Origin of the sequence: Aeromonas sp. ASNIH1, assembly GCF_002934285.1 — a bacterium.
Lineage (GTDB): Bacteria > Pseudomonadota > Gammaproteobacteria > Enterobacterales > Aeromonadaceae > Aeromonas > Aeromonas caviae.
On record NZ_CP026228.1, the window covers coordinates 4,160,481 to 4,176,925 of the forward strand.

Here is a 16,445-nt window from a genome sequence, read left to right on the forward strand (position 1 = left end):
AACATAGATAAATATCAATGAGTTACGAGCGACTTGAGGGTACATCAAAAGCCCCGTGGCGACCCTGTTTGGGGCAATTTGTGGACACTACATCATGCGGCAGGTAGCGGGTTTTCCAACGGGTTAAAGCGCACTGCATCGCTCAGATAGTCCGGTGCAAAGTGGGCATAGGTCATCGTCTGCTGGATGTTGTGGTGGCCCAGAATTTTTTGCAGCGCGAGGATGTTGCCCCCGGACATCATGAAGTGTGATGCAAAAGTGTGGCGGAACACATGCACCGCCTGCCCTGCTGGCAGATCCGGCGCCACGGTCTTGAGCACGTCACGCACCACCAGATAGTCAAGGTCACGGAACAGCGGGCCCCGGTTCACCCCGCTCGTTATCTCCTGGCACAGCTCGGCCGAGATCGGCACGGTGCGGTTCTTGCCATTCTTGGTGTTGATGTAGGTCACCCGGCTGGCCAGCACCTCCTCGCGGCGCAGATTGGCCGCCTCGCTCCAGCGCGCCCCCGTGGCCAGGCAGAGTTTGACCACCTTCAGGTTATCCCCCGAAAGCGCCGCCAGCACGTCGTTGATCTCGTCCTGGGTCAGGTAGCCCATCGACCGTTCGACCAGTTTGACCTTCTTCATCTCTTTGAGCGGGTGCTCATGGTGGTAATGACCGAGTTCGGTGAGCACCGAGAACACCCCGCCCAGCAAGTCCCCAACCACTGCATTCTCACTTTCACCACTCCTCCATCAAAACACTGTTATTTTATACAGCATTTGATGATGATTAGCAGTGTTTAGCTAAGGCGACTACATATATAGGAAAGCTGGCAATGGTGGGAATTGTCTAGTTCTGTGCGGAGACCCCATCAACACAACGCTACATAACATTTAACAAACATTAACAAAGACCCGAATATGAAGAACTACTACTTGGCAGCGAACCGGGAATTCAGATAATAAGTGCGACACTCATGGATGAATGGCGAGAGGTGGCCAACTGCTGATTGGTGGTACCCTTCTGCTCGCCAAAGTAAAAGCAGTATCACCATGAGCTATCAGCAGTTGACCGAGGGGCAACGATACCAGTTATCGGTGCTTCGCGCACAGGGGATGTCCATCCTTGCCACCGCACGCGCCATTGGCGTTCATCGCTCCACCCTCTACCGGGAGCTGCGTCGTAACGCCGGGCCGCAGGGCTACCAGCCAGACAATGCGCATCAGCACGCCACCCACCGACGGGCCAGTGCGGCCAAATCTCGGCTATCTGCCGATGTCATCCAGTTTGTCGAGCTGACACTCGCCTGGTGGTGGAGCCCGGAGCAGATAAGCGCGGTGGGCATGTAATGACCCACTGAAATCCTGCTCAGGTCATAATGAGTGGAGATCACAGACATGAGCATCACGATGGACGAAGAAATCAAACGTTGGACGGCCAAGCGCAAGTCCGCCTTGGTCATGGAAATCATTCAGGGCATTAGCATGGCCAGGGAAGGGCGCCGCATGAATGGGTGCCATCGGGCAGCGCTGCATCATACGTGAAGCCTACGCTCGCTCACAGCCTCCCAGCGCACGGCAGGGGGCCCACGGCGGCGTCTGCGCCACGGAATCCGCGCTCATCCGCTCCCGCCTGCGGGGTTCATCAAGAAAAATTTTTGCAAAAGTAGATTACCGCAAAACCATAGGGCCAGGCCTCGCCACATCAAGGATCTGTGGCTTGGCGAGGATCTGAAAGGATCGAAAGAAATTGCAGGGCTTTACTGTTTCGAGGAGCTTTGGCTAACAATAATGAAAGCGTAACTAATTGAATACTTGGTGATTATAGAACTTTTCGTGGCAACCTGAATGATCGGGATGGATCGTGGACGCCGTGGGGGAATTGAGAGAACGCTTGGAATTTCAGGTGATTAATGGCTTGTAGGGGGAAAACGAAAACTGAAATTTTGACAGGGATATACGGTCTTGGTGTACCGACTAACCTGTTCTACGGAAAGCAGGCTTTCTATGAAATGTGTCCGGTCACGCAGGGAGTGGCTGATAACTGGACTCACTAAGGGGGCCGGACTTGCCTGCACGAAACTTCAAGCAGCTTCGCTAAACTGAACAGGTAGGGTGGATGTTCCTTCGTACATGGAACTATCTCCAGATCCTTGATGGTTCCAACATAGTAAAAGGGACTGATAGTTCCTGGTGATGCTATAGAAATAACCATGGGGCCTATATCGAGACCCACAAGTCTTGCAGCCCTATTAACGGCCTCTGCAATGAGGGCAGCGTTGAATGGGGCTCTACAACCATCACGTTTAATAACTACCGGTTTCACTTTGTTGTCACCTTCGGTCCTGTCAGCAATTATCTACCCAAGAAACAACACACTGCTGCTTCAGTATGAAGATCCCACCGGAGGAATCGGCGGTTCCCCCTTAGTAAACGTGAGTTAGTGGTAATTGAACTCGAATTCATGGAAATGGCTCATATGAACCTCCCTTTTAAGAAAACTATGCATTCTTCTTGAAGTCAGTTGAAATCAAACAATCAGTTTGCTCTAGGCGCTAAAAACCTCCTCGACCGTGAATCCTGCCAGGGAGTCACAGCAACATCTCTGACCTTCAGGCACCAAAGATACAATTCCATGCCAGACGTAGGAGCTCACGACCACATTGAAAAGCTGCGCCTTTCAAAAAGCTCTTAGTGAGTCCGTCATTGGCAGGCACTGCTTCATGTTTGCCTTTACGGTTCGTGGGTTGTTTGTCTTTAGTACTTTCTTTTCTGCGTCGCGACATATCAAATTTCCTTGATATGAGGGACGCCTAACTCATCGTTTGCCGTGGGTAGGAACGGCAATACTAGATATTGGACTGCTTGCGCTCCACTTCAAGACTCATTGAAAACTATTTTATGGAAGAAATGAGAAGTGGGTTCCAACTGAACAGAGAATGTTGGCCAGGAGAATAGACCGTTCAGATGAGCTTTGGTGGACACGATGTGGACACATCGCCATGTAGGAAAGCCAGAAAAACTTAAGGCCACCCGCTTGGGTGGCCTTAAGTCATTGAATTAGTTGATGGTGCCGGGGTCGGACTCGAACCGACACGTATTGCAACGGCGGATTTTGAATCCGCTGCTACTACAGACAACTATCCATATTGCCAAAGCTGTGGACATATGGTGGACACAAAAACAATAAATTTCAATTAAATCATCACTTTACAGATACAAAAAAGGAGGCCTGAGCCTCCTTTATTTTTATAACAGAGCTGGATTAGACCAGAGCTGCTTTAGCTTTTTCAACCAGGGCGGTGAAAGCCAGCTTGTCGTGAACGGCGATATCGGACAGGATCTTGCGATCGATCTCGATGGAAGCCTTCTTCAGACCGTCGATCAGACGGCTGTAGGACAGGCCGTTCTGACGGGCTGCAGCGTTGATACGTGCAATCCACAGTTGACGGAACTGACGCTTCTTCTGGCGACGGTCACGGTAGGCATACTGACCAGCTTTGGTTACCGCTTGTACCGCTACGCGGTAGACACGGGAACGGGCGCCGTAGTAACCCTTGGCGGCTTTCATTACTTTCTTGTGACGAGCGCGAGCGGTCACACCACGTTTAACTCTTGGCATTTTTCACATCCCCCCTTATGCGTACGGCAGACAAGCGACAACACGTTTGTGGTCGGCAGCAGAAACAAAGAACTTCGGTCCCAGCTGACGCTTACGCTTACTGCTCTTCTTGGTCAGGATGTGACGCAGGTGGTTATGCTTGCACTTGAAGCGACCTGAGCCAGTCTTCTTGAAGCGCTTTGCGGCGCCCCGGTTGGTTTTCATCTTCGGCATTTCATACTCCGCATTGTGAGTGACAACAAAATCGCAAGGCGAACCGACTCATGGGGCCAGCCCCATGAGTCAATTTCTTGTGGGCCTTAAGATTTCTTCTTGGGTGCGAGAACCATCACAGCTTGACGGCCTTCGACTTTCGGGAACGATTCGACTACGGCCAGCTCTTCCAGATCGTTCTTGACGCGCTCGAGAACCTTGATACCAAGATCCTGGTGGGCCATTTCACGACCACGGAAGCGCAGGGTGACCTTTGCCTTGTCCCCGTCTTCCAGAAAGCGAACCAGGTTGCGTAGTTTTACCTGATAGTCGCCTTCGTCGGTGCCAGGACGGAATTTGATTTCCTTGACCTGGACGACTTTCTGCTTTTTCTTCTGTTCTTTGGTGGTCTTGCTCTTTTCGTAGAGGAATTTGCCGTAATCCATGATCCGGCAAACGGGCGGCTCAGCGTTCGGACTGATCTCGACCAGATCCACTCCAGCCTCAAGGGCCAAGTTCAGCGCATCCTGAATGGAGGTGATGCCAATGGCTTCACCATCCAGACCAGTCAGACGAACTTCTTTCAGACGGATCTCTTCATTGATCCGGTGAGCGCGGGCTTGCGGTTGCTTGCCCAGTTTTTTTCCGCCTTTTATAGCTTATTCCTCCACTTTCTTTTGTCCGCGGGTCTGAACTTCCTGGGTCAACAGAGCAATCAGCTCTTCAACAGGATAAGAGCCCAGGTCAGCCCCTTTACGAGTACGCACTGCAATCTTGCCGGCTTCTACTTCTTTGTCGCCGCAGACCAGCATGAAGGGTACTCGCTTCAAAGTATGCTCGCGGATTTTAAAGCCAATCTTCTCATTTCTCAAGTCCGCTTTTGCGCGAAGGCCCGCATCATTCAATGCCTTGGCAACTTTCACAGCATAATCGGCCTGGTTATCCGTGATATTCATGACCACGGCCTGGGTCGGAGCCAGCCAGGTCGGGAACAGACCGGCGTACTCTTCCGTCAGGATCCCGATGAAGCGCTCCAGCGAGCCCAGAATGGCGCGGTGGATCATCACGGGGATGTGGCGCTCGTTGTCTTCGCCCACATAGGTGGCGCCAAGACGGCCCGGCAGGGCAAAGTCGAGCTGCACGGTACCACACTGCCAGGCACGATCAAGGCAATCGTGCAGGGTGAACTCGATCTTGGGACCGTAGAAAGCCCCCTCGCCCGGTTGCAGGTCGTACTTCAAGCCGTTGAGTTCCAACGCCTCGGCCAGCGCGGCCTCGGCACGATCCCAGGCTTCATCAGAGCCGATACGCTGCTCCGGACGGGTCGAGAGCTTGACCACGATGTTTTCGAAACCGAAGGTGCCGTAGACGTCATAGACCATGCGGATGCACGCAGACACCTCTTCCATGATCTGCTCTTCGGTACAGAAGATGTGGGCGTCATCCTGGGTGAAACCCCGTACCCGCATCAGGCCGTGCAGGGAGCCTGACGGCTCGTTGCGGTGGCAGGAGCCGAACTCGGCCATGCGCAACGGCAGATCGCGGTAGGATTTCAGACCCTGGTTGAAAATCTGCACGTGGCCCGGGCAGTTCATCGGCTTGATGGCGTACTCGCGGTTTTCGGACTGGGTGGTGAACATGGCCTGGGCGTATTTCTCCCAGTGACCTGAACGCTCCCACAGCACGCGATCCATCATGAAGGGGCCTTTCACTTCCTGATAGTCGTACTCTTTGAGCTTGCCGCGGATGAAGGTTTCCAGCTCGCGGAAGATGGTCCAGCCGTCGTTATGCCAGAACACCATGCCCGGCGCTTCTTCCTGCATATGGTACAGGTCGAGCTGCTTGCCGATCTTGCGGTGGTCGCGCTTGGCGGCCTCTTCCAGACGCTGCAAATAGGCCTTGAGCTGCTTCTTGTCAGCCCAGGCGGTGCCGTAGATGCGCTGCAGCATCTTGTTGTTGGAGTCGCCGCGCCAGTAGGCACCGGACATCTTCTGCAACTTGAAGTGGTGGCAATGACGCATGTTGGGCACGTGCGGGCCGCGACACATGTCGATGTACTCTTCGTGATGATAGAGACCGGGCTGGTCATCACGGGCAATGTTCTGATCCAGGATCTCGACCTTGTAGGTCTCGCCACGGGCTTCGAACACGTCGCGCGCTTCCTGCCAGGAGACCTTCTTCTTGATGACGTCGTAATCCTTGGCGGCCAGCGCCAGCATGCGCTCTTCCAGGGCAGCCAGATCTTCGTCGGTCAGGGTGCGGTCGAGATCGATGTCGTAATAGAAACCGTTGTCGATGACGGGACCGATGGCCATCTTGGTCTGGGGCCAGAGTTGCTTGATGGCATGACCCAGCAGGTGAGCACAGGAGTGGCGCAGAATGTCCAGACCTTCTTCGTCTTTGGCGGTGATGATGGCCAGGGAGGCATCGGCTTCGATCAGCTCGCAGGCATCCACCAGTTCACCGTTTACCCGACCGGCAATGCACGCCTTGGCGAGACCGGGACCGATGTCCGCGGCCACATCCATGACGGAAACGGCGTGGGCAAATTGACGTTGGCTGCCGTCAGGCAGAGTAATGATTGGCATTAGGTGTTTCCTTATACAGTGGTGACCCCTACCAAAGGCCACATGCAGGTTGGAGAAACCCTTTCATGTCCAGCTGTTCACTCCCGAGTTTCACCGTTCACAATACGGTTGGTACACGGCAGTGGCACTGCCATATGGCGTGTGCAAGGCCATCCATTGAGAGGTACAGCGGGGGATTGTATCAGACGCGACAACCCAGACAAGCTGTCTTGGCGATTTTGCATACCGCCTAAGCGCGGGTGTCAACCTGTCCTACTTGCGAGGGCGCCCTTCTGCTGCCATACCCTGTACCAGATTGAGGCGTCAGCCAAAGCAAGGAGAGCATGATGTACACCTACGACATTTCATTTACGGAGCATGCAGAAAAGCTGGTTCATCCGGATCACCTTCTTACGACTCACTGTCCCGTCCATATCGGTGAGCTGGTGATCCTGGGCGATGGCAGCAAGCGGGAGGTATGCAGCATCGTCCACAGTGCCGAGCGCAGTACCCTCTATGTCACCGACGTGACGCCCGGTAAAGTCACCGCCAGCCGTTGATCCCTAACCGGCGTTCAGAAAAGACTGGCCATTGAAATCGAAGGCGCTGCGTCCCTCCTCGGCCAGCGCCATCTCCTGCAATACCTGGAGTGCCATCTTGTTGCCCTTTTGCGAGGCCTGATAGAGCCACTGCTTCGCCTCGGCCAGTTCAACCCGCCCGTTGACCCCCATCAGGTGCAGGATGCCCACCTTCAGCATGGCGGGCGCATCACCGTTCCTGGCTGCCAGCTGCATCCAGCGAAACGCCTCGTGCAGATCCCGCTTCACCCCAGCCCCGCGCAGATAGACCTCTCCCAGCCGATACTGGCCGAAAGCGTCCCCCGCCTGCGCAGCCTGACGATAGAGTCGGATGGCGCGATCCATATCCTGCTCACTCCCCTGCCCCACTTCATGGCTCCAACCCATCAGCGCCTGTGCCCGTGGCTGGCCCTGCTCCGCCAGGGGCGCCCAGATCCGGGTCGCCTCATCAAAGTGCCCTGTCCGCCAGGCGCGGTTGGCCGCCGCCAGCTCCTGCTCGGTGGAGAGCGGGATCAGACGCCAGATGACCAGCGCAATGAGGGCGATGAAGAGCCAGCGGGCGGTAGTAGGTTGCATGACATTTTCCGTGATCTGGTTCGCATTTCGTCTATGTAAACGAAATGTAGCAACAGATCAAGCAGGAGATCACCTGGGTTCACCCTCTTTCATGGGGTCGCTCTTTGCGAACTTGCAGTTTGACGGGCTACACAGCAAAATAACTGTATATATAAACAGTTCATTGGTGATGTGATGGCAGGACGAGGCGCGAACCACAATGTCGAGCACCGCTTCAGCGGCCCGCAAATCGAAACCGTTGACGACGGCTGGAGTCAGAGCGACTGGGACGCGGCATTTGCCGCCAGCGCTCCCCGCACCGAGGTGACGGAGATCAGCGCCCGCAGCATCATCAGCTACAACGATTCGCCGGATCTTCCCTTCGGTCGCTCCATCAATCCCTATCAGGGGTGCGAGCATGGCTGCATCTACTGCTATGCCAGACCCAGCCACGCCTACCTTGAGCTCTCCCCCGGGCTGGATTTCGAGAGCAAGCTGTTTGCCAAAATCAATGCTGCCGAGCTGCTGCGACGGGAGTTTGCCAAGCCAGCCTATCAGCCACAAACCATCGTGCTGGGGGCCAATACCGATCCCTATCAACCCATCGAGCACCACTATCGCCTGACTCGCGAACTCCTGACGGTGATGCTGGCTCATCGCCATCCGGTAGGACTCATCACCAAGAGCGCCATGATCCTGCGCGACCTCGATCTGCTGACCGAGCTGGCCCGGGAAGGGTTATGCCAGGTGATGGTGTCGGTCACCACCCTCAATGAGACGCTGAGGCGACAGCTGGAGCCCAGGGCCAGCACGGGGGTTGGGCGGATCAAGGTGATCGAACGACTGGCCAAGGCCGGTGTGCCGGTCGGCGTGCTCGCCGCCCCCATGATCCCCAGGCTCAACGAGCCTGAACTGGAACAGATCATCAAGGCCGCCGTCGACGCCGGGGCGGGCTGTGCGGATTACATCTTGCTGCGATTGCCCCACGAGCTCACCACCCTCTTTTGCGACTGGCTCGATACGCACTATCCCGGCCAGAAAGAGGCGATCCTCAACCAGCTGCGGGCAAGCCGGGGTGGCTCACTCAACAGCGCCACCTTTGGTAGCCGCATGCGAGGTGAAGGACAGTTTGCCGACCTGCTCGCCCAGCGCTTTCGCCTGATCAGCAGGCGACTGCAACTGGGCAAGCGCCATGTAACACTCAATACAGCCGCCTTCATCCGCCCGGGCGAGCAGTTGCGTCTGTTCTGAGCGCCGTCAGCCCCGTGGTCTCGGCGGGCAGCTCCCCGCTGGATGGCGCTGTGCAATCAGCTCCGCAGGCAGGCGGGATGGCTCGTGCGCCACCTCCTCCTCATCCACCCTAAGGCGCGCCTTCTCCTGCCCTCCCCACATCCGGCTCCACCAGATCTCCCACATTACCCAGCTCGTCATAACAGTGCTCCTGGCAAGCGATGCCTGCCTCTGTGGTGGCCTCATTCAACGCAGGCAGCATGGCTGGCCGTCATGACAGGGCCATGACAGCCGAGTGAAGGAATCGTGTTGATGCGATGGGGCCAACCCTGCATATCAGGAAGATGACGCCGTGGCAGGCAGGGCTGCATGCACGGCAGACGGAGTCTGGCAGCAGAAAAGAGGGCGCCAGGGCAAGCACAAGGACGGGGAGAGCCTGCGGTGAGGCGGACAAAAAAAGAGCGACCATCAAGGTCGCTCTTTTGCACCGGACAAAGGGGGACGATTACTCGTCGCCCGCCTCCCCGGTATCGACGGCGCCAGCGTCCGCTGCGGTGTCGGTGCCTTCAGACACCTCCCCTTCAACAGCCAGGGCCTCGGTTTCCTCTTCGTCGCTCTCGGCAACGCGCTGCAGGCCGACCACGGTCTCGTCTTCACCGGTACGGATCAGACGCACACCACCGGTGTTGCGGCCGATGACGCTCACCTCGGACACCCGGGTACGAACCAGGGTACCGCCGTTGGTGATCAGCATGATCTGGTCGGTATCTTCGACCTGGATCGCATCGATCACCTTGCCGTTGCGCTCATCCACCTTGATGGAGATGACGCCCTGGGTACCACGGCTCTTGGTCGGGTACTCGTCCAGCGCAGTACGCTTGCCGTAACCGTTCTCGGTGGCGGTGAGGATGGCACCATCACCACGGGGCACGATGAGGGAGACCACCTTGTCACCGGCGCCCAGCTTGATGCCGCGCACGCCAGCAGCGGTACGACCCATGGGACGTACGCCCTTGAAGGTGCCCTTGCTTTCGGTGCCTTCGCCGTTGTCACTGCCATCATCATCGTTGCCGGCGTCGTCGTCGGTGTCGACTTCGTCAGTGGCATCGGCATCGGCACGACCGCTGCCTTCCGCGAAGCGAACCACCTTGCCCGCATCGGAGAAGAGCATGATCTCGTTGCTGCCATCGGTGATGTCCACCCCGATCAGCTCATCACCCTCTTTGAGGTTGATGGCACGGATACCGGAGGAGAGCGGACGGCTGAAGTCAGACAGGCTGGTCTTCTTCACGGTGCCGTTGGCGGTGGCGAAGAAGACATACTTGTCGGCATCATATTCTTTCACCGGCAGGATGGCGGTGATGCGCTCACCCTCATCCAGCGGCAGCAGGTTGATGATCGGACGACCGCGGGCGCCACGGGACGCTTCCGGCAGCTGATACACCTTGAGCCAGTAGACCTTGCCACGGGTGGAGAAGCACAGAATGGTGTCGTGGGTGTTGGCCACCAGCAGACGCTCCACAAAGTCCTCTTCCTTGATCCGGGTGGCCGACTTTCCACGACCACCGCGGCGCTGGGCCTCGTAGTCGGAGAGCGGCTGATACTTCACATAGCCCTGGTGAGACAAGGTAACGACCACGTCTTCCGGGGTGATCAGATCTTCGATGTTGATCTCGGCACTGGACATGCTGATCTCGGTGCGACGCTCGTCGCCGTACTGCTCGCGCACGGCCAGCAGCTCGTCACGGATCACTTCCATCAGGCGTTCCGGGCTTGCCAGGATGTGCAGCAGCTCGGCGATGAGATCCAGCAGAGATTGGTACTCTTCCAGGATCTTCTCGTGCTCGAGGCCGGTCAGCTTGTGCAGACGCAGGTCAAGGATGGCCTGGGCCTGGATCTCTGTCAGGAAGTACTGCCCTTCACGGATGCCGAACTCGGGCTCCAGCCACTCGGGGCGAGCCGCGTCGTCGCCCGCTTTTTCCAGCATGGCGGCCACGTTGCCGAGCTCCCAGCCCTTGGCTACCAGGGCGGCTTTCGCATCCGCCGGGGTCGCACTGTGGCGAATGAGCTCGATGATGGGGTCGATGTTGGCCAATGCCACCGCCAACCCTTCCAGGATGTGCGCCCGATCCCGCGCCTTGCGCAGCTCGAACACGGTCCGGCGAGTCACCACTTCACGGCGGTGCAGCAGGAAGGCATCCAGGATCTCTTTGAGGTTCATCACCTTGGGCTGGTTGTTGTCCAGCGCCACCATGTTGATGCCGAACGTGGTCTGCATCTGGGTGTGCTTGTAGAGATTGTTCAGCACAATCTCGCCGGACTCGCCGCGCTTGATCTCGATGACGATGCGCATGCCGTCCTTGTCGGACTCATCGCGCAGGGCGCTGATGCCCTCGATTTTCTTCTCTTTGACCAGCTCGGCGATCTTTTCGATCAGGCGAGCCTTGTTCACCTGATAGGGGATCTCGTGGACGATGATGGTCTCGCGACTGGTCTTCTCGTCCACCTCCACTTCAGCCTTGGCCCGCACATAGACGGAGCCGCGACCGGTACGGTACGCCTGCACGATGCCGGAACGGCCGTTGATGATGCCGCCGGTGGGGAAATCCGGGCCGGTGACATGGGTCATCAGCTCGTCAATGGTGAGGTCGCCGTTTTCGATCAGCGCCAGGCAACCGTTGACAATCTCGGTGAGGTTGTGAGGCGGGATGTTGGTCGCCATGCCCACCGCGATACCGGAGGAGCCGTTGACCAGCAAGGTGGGGACCTTGGTGGGCATGACAGCCGGGATCATCTCGGTACCGTCGTAGTTCGGCACCCAGTCCACGGTCTCTTTGTCCAGATCGGCCAGCAGCTCGTGGGAGATGCGCGCCATCCGCACTTCGGTGTAACGCATGGCCGCGGCGTTGTCGCCGTCCACCGAACCGAAGTTGCCCTGACCGTCGACCAGCATGTAGCGCATGGAGAAATCCTGCGCCATCCGGACGATGGTGTCATACACGGCGATGTCGCCATGCGGGTGATATTTACCGATTACGTCACCGACCACACGGGCCGATTTTTTATAGGGCTTGTTCCAGTCGTTCCCCAGCTCGTTCATTGCATACAGAACGCGGCGGTGAACCGGTTTCAAGCCATCACGCACATCCGGCAGAGCTCGTCCTACGATCACGCTCATGGCGTAATCCAGATAGGAACTCTTGAGCTCTTCTTCGATGTTGACCGGCGTGATCTCTCTGGCCAGATCGCTCATAGAAAGCCTTAATCCCTAATTAGTTGTTCTTTGGCTTAAACAGCGCGACATGGTAACACACTGAGCCAAATACATTAAGCCACAAATCCGATGAGCACATCGGGCTGGTGCGACGAGGTCGGTCCGTTATAATGCCCGCCAGGACAATAGATTGCGCGCGCCCAGCCCGCTGCGCGCCTTGCCACAGGATCATCAAAACATGAATAGTGATGCCAATGTCGATCTGACAGAAATCGCCAAATTTGAAGCCATCGCCTCCCGCTGGTGGGACATGGAGGGCGAATTCAAGCCGCTGCATCAAATCAACCCGGTGCGCCTTGACTGGATCACCGACAAGAGCGGCGGCCTGTTTGGCAAGCGCGTGCTCGACATCGGCTGCGGTGGCGGCATCCTCTCCGAGAGCATGGCCCGCCGGGGGGCCAAGGTCACCGGCATCGACATGGGCAAGGAGCCCCTCGGGGTCGCCCGCCTCCATGCCCTCGAGGCGGGCGTGGAACTCGAGTACCGCCAGATCACCGCCGAAGCCCACGCCGATGAGGCGCCGGGCCAGTATGACGTGGTTACCTGCATGGAGATGCTGGAGCACGTGCCGGACCCGGCCTCGGTGCTGCGCGCCATCGCCACCCTGGTACGGCCGGGGGGCAAGGTGTTCGTCTCCACCATCAACCGCAACCCCAAAGCCTATCTGATGATGATCCTCGGGGCCGAGTACCTGTTGAAGATGGTCCCCAAGGGTACCCACGACCACAAGAAGTTCATCACCCCCGCCGAACTGTGTCGCATGGGGGGAGCGGCGGGCCTCCTGGTGCGGGACATGAGCGGCGTTCACTACGCCCCGCTCTCCAACAGCTTCAAGCTCGGCAAGAATGTCGACGTCAACTACATGGTGGCGTTCGAGCGCCCGGAGCAAGGCTGATGAGCACACCTCACCCGATGCCCCTTGGCTGCGTGCTGTTTGATCTGGACGGCACCCTGCTCGACACCGCCCCAGACCTTGGCGCCGCCGTCAATCACGTGCTGATAAGCGAAGGCTTTGCTCCGCTCTCTGACGACATCATCCGCCAGACCACCTCCCACGGGGCCCTCGGGCTGCTCAGGGCCGGTCTTGGTGACGAGCTGCTCGAGGAGCTGGGGGCCACCCGCCTTCGCACCGCCCTGCTCGACTACTACGCCGCCAACCTCTGCGTCGGCACCCGCCCCTATGAAGGCATGGTGGATCTCATCGAGTGGCTCGACGAGAAAAAGCTGCCCTGGGGCATTGTCACCAACAAGCCGGGTTTTCTCACCGAACCGCTCCTGGCAGCCCTGCCTGAACTCGCCAGTTGCGGCGTGACGGTGAGCGCCGACACCTTGCCGGTGCGCAAGCCCGACCCCGCCCCCATGTTCTTTGCCTGCGAGCGGCTCGGCATCGCGGCGAGCCAGTGTCTCTATGTGGGGGATCACGTGCGCGACATCGAGGCTGGCCGCAATGCCGGCATGCGTACCGCGGTGGCTGGCTGGGGTTATCTCAATGATGACGAGGACCCGGCCCTCTGGGGCGCCGACCTTCACTTTGATACCGTGCAGGCCCTGCACCACTGGCTGCGTTACGAACTGAGCTGACACGTTCATTGCCCATGAGCGACAAGGCATCAGGATAGAGGTGGATCTGCGGGGCAACTTTGATGTTGTCCCGATGGCCATGTGGGCATCTGCCCCGACGCGCAGCTCCCCCGCAGCACACCAGAGGGATCCCGGACGATCCCTCTTTTTAAGGGCTTGGCACCCCCCCGAACGGCGCAACAGGACACCTTTTGACCCTGACTGCACAAGGGATGAGCAGGCCGGATTTGCTAGTAAAAACACCCTGCTTTCGCAAGCAAAAAAAGTTATTTTAATTTTCCATCTTCGATCGCCGGACTTGCATTTGACGGATCGGACGGATGAAAACCCGTTCGCTGTGAGCGTCCACTAACTCCCGTCCCGACACCCACAATTTATCCACAGCTAATGCGTTATCCACAGATTGCATTACCGCATCGACCTCACTATCTTGTAGTTCGCATTAAAAATAACACTACATCTTGTGATTCATCGCACAATCCCTACCCAGTTTCCCTCGACAGACGGAGCCGGGTTGCGCCATTGTGCGATGGCTTTTCGGGAATCAACCGATACCGGCAGGTATCAATGAAAGGGGTCATCAGCCAATGAACTTGTTTGTGACGAAGCGTAACGGACACAAAGAACCCATCGATCTGGATAAAATTCACCGTGTGCTCGACTGGGCTGCAGAGAAGCTCGACAACGTGTCGGTCTCCCAGGTGGAGCTCAAGTCCCACATCCAGTTCTATGACGGTATCCGTACCGCCGACATCCACGAGACCATCATCAAGGCTGCTGCTGACCTCATCTCCGAGCAAAGCCCGGACTACCAGTACATGGCTGCCCGTCTGGCCATCTTCCACCTGCGCAAGAAGGCCTACGGCCAGTTCGAGCCGCCCCACCTGTATCAGCACGTCGCCAGACTGGTGGACATGGGCAAGTACGACAAGCACCTGCTGGAAGACTACACCCAGGCGGAATTTGAGGAGCTGAACGGCTACCTCGATCACTGGCGCGACATGGACTTCTCCTACGCGGCGGTCAAGCAACTCGAAGGCAAATACCTGGTACAGAACCGCGTCACCGGCGAGATCTACGAGAGCCCGCAGTTCCTCTACATCCTGGTAGCGGCCTGCCTCTTCTCCAAGTATCCGAAAGATACCCGTCTGGACTACATCAAGCGCTTCTATGATGCGGTCTCGACCTTCAAGATCTCCCTGCCGACCCCGATCATGAGCGGCGTGCGCACCCCGACCCGCCAGTTCAGCTCCTGCGTGCTGATCGAGTGTGACGACAGCCTGGATTCCATCAATGCCACCGCCAGCGCCATCGTGCGTTACGTTTCCCAGCGCGCCGGCATCGGCATCAACGCCGGTCGCATCCGTGGTCTGGGCAGCCCCATCCGTGGCGGCGAAGCCTTCCACACCGGCTGCATCCCCTTCTACAAATACTTCCAGACTGCAGTGAAGTGCTGCTCCCAGGGCGGCGTGCGCGGCGGCGCGGCCACCCTCTTCTACCCTCTGTGGCACACCGAGGTGGAGAGCCTGCTGGTACTGAAGAACAACCGCGGCGTGGAAGAGAACCGGGTCCGTCACATGGACTACGGCGTGCAGATCAACAAGCTGATGTACCAGCGCCTCATCAAGGGCGGCGATATCACCTTGTTCTCCCCGTCCGATGCACCTGGCCTCTATGACGCCTTCTTCGCGGACCAGGACAAGTTTGAAGAGCTCTACGTCAAGTACGAGCAGGATCCGGCCATTCGCAAGAAGACCCTGAAGGCGGTGGATCTCTTCTCCCTGATGATGCAGGAGCGCGCCGGTACCGGTCGCATCTACATCCAGAACGTGGATCACTGCAACACCCACAGCCCGTTCGACCCCTCCGTGGCACCGGTTCGCCAGTCCAACCTCTGCCTCGAGATTGCGCTGCCCACCAAGCCGCTCAACAACGTGGATGACGAGGACGGCGAGATTGCCCTGTGCACTCTCTCCGCCTTTAACCTGGGCGCCATCGAGAAGCTGGAAGATCTGGAAGAGATGGCCGAGCTGGCCGTGCGCGCTCTGGACGCCCTGCTCGACTATCAGGACTACCCGCTCAAGGCCGCCAAGAAGGGCAGCATGAACCGCCGCACCCTGGGGATCGGCGTCATCAACTACGCCTACTACCTGGCGAAAAACGGTGCCCGCTACTCCGACGGTTCCGGTCTGGCCCTGACCCACCGCACCTTCGAGGCGATCCAGTACTACCTGCTGAAAGCCTCCGTGCAACTGGCCCGCGAGTTCGGCCCCTGCCCGGCCTTCAACGAGACCACCTATGCCCAGGGTATCCTGCCCATCGATACCTATAAAAAGGATCTGGACACCCTGTGCAATGAACCCCTGCACCTGGACTGGGAAACCTTGCGCGAAGAGATCAAGACCGTGGGTCTGCGCAACTCCACCCTGACCGCCCTGATGCCGAGCGAGACCTCCAGCCAAATCTCCAACGCCACCAACGGCATCGAGCCGCCCCGCGGCCTGGTGTCGGTGAAAGCCTCCAAGGACGGCATCCTCAAGCAGGTGGTGCCGGAGTACCACCGCCTGAAGGATCAGTACGAACTGCTGTGGAAACAGCCGAGCGTCGACGGTTACCTGCAGCTGGTCGGCATCATGCAGAAGTTCGTGGATCAAGCGATCTCCGCCAACACCAACTACGACCCGGCCCGCTTCGAAGGCAACAAGGTGCCGATGAAGCAGTTGCTCAAAGACTTGCTGACCGCCTACAAATACGGTCTCAAGACCCTCTACTATCACAACACCCGTGATGGTGCCGACGACACCCAGACCGATCTGCAAGATGACGGCTGCGCTGGCGGGGCTTGCAAGATCTAACCGCGAA

At 57.9% G+C, this 16,445-nt stretch carries 14 protein-coding genes and 2 pseudogenes; 7 read left to right on the top strand and 9 right to left on the bottom strand.

All coding sequences use genetic code 11. From position 1 onward, the window contains the following. Positions 1–92: 92 nt before the first annotated feature. The gene (locus tag C2U37_RS20165) at positions 93–710 is read right to left on the bottom strand and encodes a tyrosine-type recombinase/integrase (RefSeq protein WP_227262765.1); all 618 of its coding nucleotides are present in this window, start codon (positions 708–710) and stop codon (positions 93–95) included. Positions 711–1,037: 327 nt separating this feature from the next. Here C2U37_RS20165 and C2U37_RS20170 point away from each other — a divergent pair. Next, a pseudogene (locus tag C2U37_RS20170) lies at positions 1,038–1,328 on the top strand (transposase); the annotation flags it as partial. 54 nt (positions 1,329–1,382) lie between these two features. Continuing rightward, positions 1,383–1,529: a hypothetical protein gene (locus C2U37_RS24925; protein ID WP_199770475.1), complete on the top strand. Its 147-nt coding sequence runs from the start codon at positions 1,383–1,385 to the stop codon at positions 1,527–1,529. 688 nt (positions 1,530–2,217) lie between these two features. Here C2U37_RS24925 and C2U37_RS25390 read toward each other — a convergent pair. The 5 genes and pseudogenes from C2U37_RS25390 to thrS form a co-directional block, all read right to left on the bottom strand. After that, positions 2,218–2,310: pseudogene (locus tag C2U37_RS25390) on the bottom strand (ATP cone domain-containing protein); the annotation flags it as partial. Positions 2,311–3,249: 939 nt separating this feature from the next. Then, positions 3,250–3,606: a 50S ribosomal protein L20 gene (gene rplT, locus C2U37_RS20180; protein WP_010674800.1), complete on the bottom strand. Its 357-nt coding sequence runs from the start codon at positions 3,604–3,606 to the stop codon at positions 3,250–3,252. 15 nt (positions 3,607–3,621) lie between these two features. Further along, the gene (rpmI, locus tag C2U37_RS20185; RefSeq protein WP_005300673.1) at positions 3,622–3,819 is read right to left on the bottom strand and encodes a 50S ribosomal protein L35; all 198 of its coding nucleotides are present in this window, start codon (positions 3,817–3,819) and stop codon (positions 3,622–3,624) included. A gap of 86 nt (positions 3,820–3,905) precedes the next feature. Then, the gene (infC, locus tag C2U37_RS20190; RefSeq protein ID WP_026139078.1) at positions 3,906–4,454 is read right to left on the bottom strand and encodes a translation initiation factor IF-3; all 549 of its coding nucleotides are present in this window, start codon (positions 4,452–4,454) and stop codon (positions 3,906–3,908) included. A 3-nt stretch (positions 4,455–4,457) separates the two neighbouring features. Further along, on the bottom strand, positions 4,458–6,386 hold the full coding sequence (gene thrS / locus C2U37_RS20195) for a threonine--tRNA ligase (protein ID WP_010674801.1): 1,929 nt from the start codon (positions 6,384–6,386) through the stop codon (positions 4,458–4,460). A 323-nt stretch (positions 6,387–6,709) separates the two neighbouring features. Here thrS and C2U37_RS20200 point away from each other — a divergent pair, with 323 nt between their 5' ends. After that, positions 6,710–6,925 carry a hypothetical protein gene (locus C2U37_RS20200; RefSeq protein ID WP_139127868.1) on the top strand — a complete coding sequence of 72 codons (216 nt, stop codon included), beginning with the start codon at positions 6,710–6,712 and terminating at the stop codon, positions 6,923–6,925. Between the two features lie 3 nt (positions 6,926–6,928). Here C2U37_RS20200 and C2U37_RS20205 read toward each other — a convergent pair whose 3' ends face one another. Continuing rightward, positions 6,929–7,519 (bottom strand): tetratricopeptide repeat protein, encoded by a 591-nt coding sequence (locus C2U37_RS20205; RefSeq protein WP_041211450.1) that lies wholly within the window; start codon positions 7,517–7,519, stop codon positions 6,929–6,931. A 174-nt stretch (positions 7,520–7,693) separates the two neighbouring features. Between C2U37_RS20205 and C2U37_RS20210 the strand changes: the two genes are divergently transcribed. Then, a complete protein-coding gene (locus tag C2U37_RS20210) occupies positions 7,694–8,749 on the top strand; it encodes a PA0069 family radical SAM protein (RefSeq protein ID WP_041211451.1) in 1,056 nt (351 codons plus the stop codon). A gap of 6 nt (positions 8,750–8,755) precedes the next feature. Here the strand turns inward: C2U37_RS20210 and C2U37_RS24930 are convergent, their stop codons facing one another. Both C2U37_RS24930 and gyrA read right to left on the bottom strand, forming a co-directional pair. After that, positions 8,756–8,929: a hypothetical protein gene (locus C2U37_RS24930; protein ID WP_164882096.1), complete on the bottom strand. Its 174-nt coding sequence runs from the start codon at positions 8,927–8,929 to the stop codon at positions 8,756–8,758. Positions 8,930–9,233: 304 nt separating this feature from the next. Beyond that, entirely contained in the window at positions 9,234–11,981 is a 2,748-nt protein-coding gene (gene gyrA / locus C2U37_RS20215) for a DNA topoisomerase (ATP-hydrolyzing) subunit A (RefSeq protein WP_041211452.1), read from the bottom strand. 199 nt (positions 11,982–12,180) lie between these two features. On the opposite strand from gyrA, the gene ubiG reads away from it, so the two are divergent. The 3 genes from ubiG to nrdA all read left to right on the top strand — a co-directional run bounded on the left by ubiG (position 12,181) and on the right by nrdA (position 16,438). Continuing rightward, on the top strand, positions 12,181–12,897 hold the full coding sequence (ubiG, locus tag C2U37_RS20220) for a bifunctional 2-polyprenyl-6-hydroxyphenol methylase/3-demethylubiquinol 3-O-methyltransferase UbiG (protein ID WP_162540553.1): 717 nt from the start codon (positions 12,181–12,183) through the stop codon (positions 12,895–12,897). After that, the gene (locus tag C2U37_RS20225) at positions 12,897–13,583 is read left to right on the top strand and encodes an HAD family hydrolase (protein ID WP_029314563.1); all 687 of its coding nucleotides are present in this window, start codon (positions 12,897–12,899) and stop codon (positions 13,581–13,583) included. Before ubiG ends, C2U37_RS20225 begins: the two co-directional genes overlap by 1 nt. 587 nt (positions 13,584–14,170) lie before the next feature. Beyond that, positions 14,171–16,438, top strand: a complete 2,268-nt coding sequence (nrdA, locus tag C2U37_RS20230; protein ID WP_039040757.1) for a class 1a ribonucleoside-diphosphate reductase subunit alpha — start codon at positions 14,171–14,173, stop codon at positions 16,436–16,438. Positions 16,439–16,445 lie beyond the last annotated feature (7 nt).

Coding starts and splice junctions, on each gene's coding strand:
- C2U37_RS20205 (WP_041211450.1), bottom strand. CDS start 7,519: ATGCAACCTACTACCGCCCGCTGGCTCTTCATCGCCCTCATTGCGCTG.
- C2U37_RS20225 (WP_029314563.1), top strand. CDS start 12,897: ATGAGCACACCTCACCCGATGCCCCTTGGCTGCGTGCTGTTTGATCTG.
- gyrA (WP_041211452.1), bottom strand. CDS start 11,981: ATGAGCGATCTGGCCAGAGAGATCACGCCGGTCAACATCGAAGAAGAG.
- C2U37_RS20200 (WP_139127868.1), top strand. CDS start 6,710: ATGATGTACACCTACGACATTTCATTTACGGAGCATGCAGAAAAGCTG.
- ubiG (WP_162540553.1), top strand. CDS start 12,181: ATGAATAGTGATGCCAATGTCGATCTGACAGAAATCGCCAAATTTGAA.
- C2U37_RS20210 (WP_041211451.1), top strand. CDS start 7,694: ATGGCAGGACGAGGCGCGAACCACAATGTCGAGCACCGCTTCAGCGGC.
- thrS (WP_010674801.1), bottom strand. CDS start 6,386: ATGCCAATCATTACTCTGCCTGACGGCAGCCAACGTCAATTTGCCCAC.
- C2U37_RS24930 (WP_164882096.1), bottom strand. CDS start 8,929: ATGACGAGCTGGGTAATGTGGGAGATCTGGTGGAGCCGGATGTGGGGA.
- nrdA (WP_039040757.1), top strand. CDS start 14,171: ATGAACTTGTTTGTGACGAAGCGTAACGGACACAAAGAACCCATCGAT.
- rpmI (WP_005300673.1), bottom strand. CDS start 3,819: ATGCCGAAGATGAAAACCAACCGGGGCGCCGCAAAGCGCTTCAAGAAG.
- rplT (WP_010674800.1), bottom strand. CDS start 3,606: ATGCCAAGAGTTAAACGTGGTGTGACCGCTCGCGCTCGTCACAAGAAA.
- C2U37_RS24925 (WP_199770475.1), top strand. CDS start 1,383: ATGAGCATCACGATGGACGAAGAAATCAAACGTTGGACGGCCAAGCGC.